Source organism: uncultured Tepidimonas sp. (assembly GCF_938045175.1).
Lineage (GTDB): Bacteria > Pseudomonadota > Gammaproteobacteria > Burkholderiales > Burkholderiaceae_C > Tepidimonas.
Genome location: NZ_CALIND010000134.1, coordinates 1 through 2849, shown reverse-complemented (window position 1 = coordinate 2849; position 2849 = coordinate 1). Strand labels below are relative to the sequence as shown.

General features: G+C 68.6%; 3 protein-coding genes. 1 reads left to right on the top strand and 2 read right to left on the bottom strand.

The annotated features are described in order from the left end of the window. On the bottom strand, positions 1-369 hold a 369-nt coding region (locus Q0716_RS07110), incomplete at its 3' end, for a LysR family transcriptional regulator (protein ID WP_299021372.1). A gap of 105 nt (positions 370-474) precedes the next feature. Here Q0716_RS07110 and Q0716_RS07105 point away from each other — a divergent pair. Next, a complete protein-coding gene (locus tag Q0716_RS07105) occupies positions 475-1008 on the top strand; it encodes a hypothetical protein (protein ID WP_299021370.1) in 534 nt (177 codons plus the stop codon). A gap of 31 nt (positions 1009-1039) precedes the next feature. Here Q0716_RS07105 and Q0716_RS07100 read toward each other — a convergent pair whose 3' ends face one another. Then, positions 1040-2848 (bottom strand): phosphoenolpyruvate carboxykinase (GTP), encoded by a 1809-nt coding sequence (locus Q0716_RS07100; protein ID WP_299021368.1) that lies wholly within the window; start codon positions 2846-2848, stop codon positions 1040-1042. Position 2849: the final 1 nt, after the last annotated feature.

Sequence of the window (2849 nt, the reverse complement as noted above, 5' to 3'; positions counted from 1 at the left end):
GCGGTCCAGGATCGCCACCAACCCCGGTGCAATCTTGGACGCGGTGGCGTCGGCCATGGCCAGTACGAACGTGTCCTGCGCGCGCGCGGGGTCGAACGCTCCCGGCGCCAGCGACTCGCGCAACCGCTGTAGCGCCTCGCGCACGGCTGGCCACAGCTGCAGCGCCAGCGGTGTGGGCTCGACCCCGTAGCCCGCACGCCGCACCAAGTCGTCGCCCAGCGCCTCGCGCAGGCGGCGCAAGGCGTGACTGACCGCCGGTTGCGACAGGGCCAGATTGTGCGCCGCCCGCGTCAGGTTGCGTTCGGCCATCACCTCGTCGAACACGCGCAGCAGGTTCAGGTCGAGCGTGCGGAAATTGAGTTCATTCATTCTTCGGATGAATGTATGACATTCCGAAAAATCAGTTGCCATCACTCCGGGAAAACCCTAGTATAGGGCCACATTTGCTGCAACGCAGCATTCACGGAGTCGACCATGAACCCCTCGCTGACCTCTACCTCTCCCTCGGCGGCCGGCGCGTCGCACGTCGATGCGGCGCGTCGGGCGGTGGCGCCGCGGGCGCTGGCCACGCTGCTGTTGGCCGCGGGCGTCGCCGCGCTGGCGGTGGTGACCGAACGCCTGATCGACACCTGGGCCGACGGGCATCTGCTGGCCGCCTGGGTTCTGATGTGGGCGGTGGTCTTTTTGGGCAGCCTGCTGCTGGCCAGCCCCGCGCGCCACGCTGCGCATCGCGCCATGGCAGCCCTCAACGCTTGGGCGCTGCGACGGGCGCGGGCACGCGCCGAGGCGCGCACGCAGGCATTGGCGCGGCACGATGCCCGTTTGCAGGCCGAGCTGGCCGCCATGCGCCTGCGCCAGGAAACCCCGGCGCAAGCCTGGACCCGCGCGCTGGCGCCACTGGGGCCAGAAATCTCGCTCCCTACCCGGGAGCGGCACATCGGGGCCGCCAGCCCCCGCGGGCCAGCCGCCTTCCCGAGCGGGCAGCGCTACCGCCTGTTCTACGTCTGAACACCGCGACCGCGCCCGGCGCGGCCGCTCATCAGCCCAGCAGGCGCTGAGCCAGCTGGGCCTTCGTGTCAGCCAGTGCAGCCGGCAAGTGGTCTGCCAATTGGTCGAACAACGCCTGGTGCATGTCGAGCTCGCGCACCCAGTGGTCGCGCTCGATTCGGGTGACGGCGTCAAAGCGGTCGCGCCCGAAGGCCAATCCGTCCCAGTGCATCTCGTCGTAGGTCGGGCTGATACCCAGCGCGTGCTCCACCCCCGGAGCGCGGCCCTCCAGGCGGTCGATCATCCAACGCAGCACGCGCATGTTCTCGCCGTAGCCAGGCCAGATGAAACGGCTATCGGCATCTTTGCGGAACCAGTTGACGCAGAAGATGCGCGGCAGCGCGTGGCCCCTCTGCTGCAACTGCCGCCCCATGTTCAGCCAGTGCTGGAAATAGTCGCCCATGTGGTAGCCACAGAAGGGCAGCATGGCAAACGGGTCGCGGCGCACCACGCCCTGCGCCCCGAAAGCCGCTGCCGTGGTCTCAGACCCCATGGTGGCCGCCATGTAGACACCCTCTTGCCAGGTCCGCGCCTCGGTCACCAGCGGTACCGTATCGGAGCGCCGCCCGCCGAAGATGAAAGCGTCGATCGGCACGCCCGACGGGTCGTCCCAATGCGCATCGAGTGCAGGGTTGTTGGTGGCGGCAACGGTGAAGCGGGCATTGGGATGCGCAGCCTTGCGGCCCGCTGCGCCGTCAGCGGGCGTCCAGTCGCGCCCCTGCCAGTCCCGGCAATGCGCCGGCGGCTCGCCCATGCCCTCCCACCACACGTCGCCGTCGTCGGTCAGCGCCACGTTGGTGAAGATGACGTCGCGCGTCAGACTCGCCATGCAGTTGGGATTGGTCAGCGTGTTGGTGCCGGGTGCGACACCAAAATAGCCCGCCTCCGGGTTGATCGCGTACAGGCGCCCGTCCGGCCCGGGCTTGATCCACGCGATGTCGTCACCGATGGTAGTCACCTTCCAGCCGTCGAAGCCCTGGGGCGGCACAAGCATGGCGAAGTTGGTCTTGCCGCAGGCGCTGGGGAAGGCGGCGGCAACGTGGTAGCGCTTGCCCTCGGGGCTGGTCACGCCCAGGATCAACATGTGCTCGGCGAGCCACCCTTGGTCGCGCCCCATGACGGAGGCGATACGCAGCGCCAGGCATTTTTTGCCCAGCAGCGCGTTGCCACCATAGCCCGATCCGTAGGACCAGATCTCGCGCGTCTCGGGATAGTGGACGATGTATTTGGTGGTCGGGTTGCAGGGCCAGGGCACGTCGCGCTGCCCCGGCGCCAAGGGGGCGCCCACCGTGTGCATGCACGGCACGAAATCGCCATCGCGGCCCAGCACGTCATAGACGGCGCGGCCCATGCGCGTCATGAGCCGCATGTTGACCACCACGTAGGGGCTGTCGGTGAGCTCGACGCCGATGTGGGCGATCGGCGAGCCCAGCGGCCCCATGCTGAACGGGATGACGTACATCGTGCGGCCACGCATGCAGCCATCGAACAAGCCAGGCTGGCCGTCGCGCCCGTGCTGCAGGATGGCGCGCATCTCGTCGGGGGCCATCCAGTGGTTGGTGGGGCCCGCGTCCTCGGGCCGCGCCGAGCAGATGAAGGTGCGGTCCTCGACCCGCGCCACGTCGGACGGATCGGTCCACGCCAGATACGAGTTGGGGCGCTTGACGGGGTCGAGGCGCTTGAGCGTGCCGGCCGCGACCATCTGGTCGCACAGGCGGTCGTACTCGGCCTGACTGCCGTCACACCACTCGATGCGATCGGGCTTGCACAACGCGGCCATCTCGGCCACCCAGGCTATCAGG

What these genes read in the sequence shown, in the direction of transcription:
- Q0716_RS07105 (WP_299021370.1), top strand. Translation starts at nt 475, where the DNA reads ATGAACCCCTCGCTGACCTCTACCTCTCCCTCGGCGGCCGGCGCGTCG.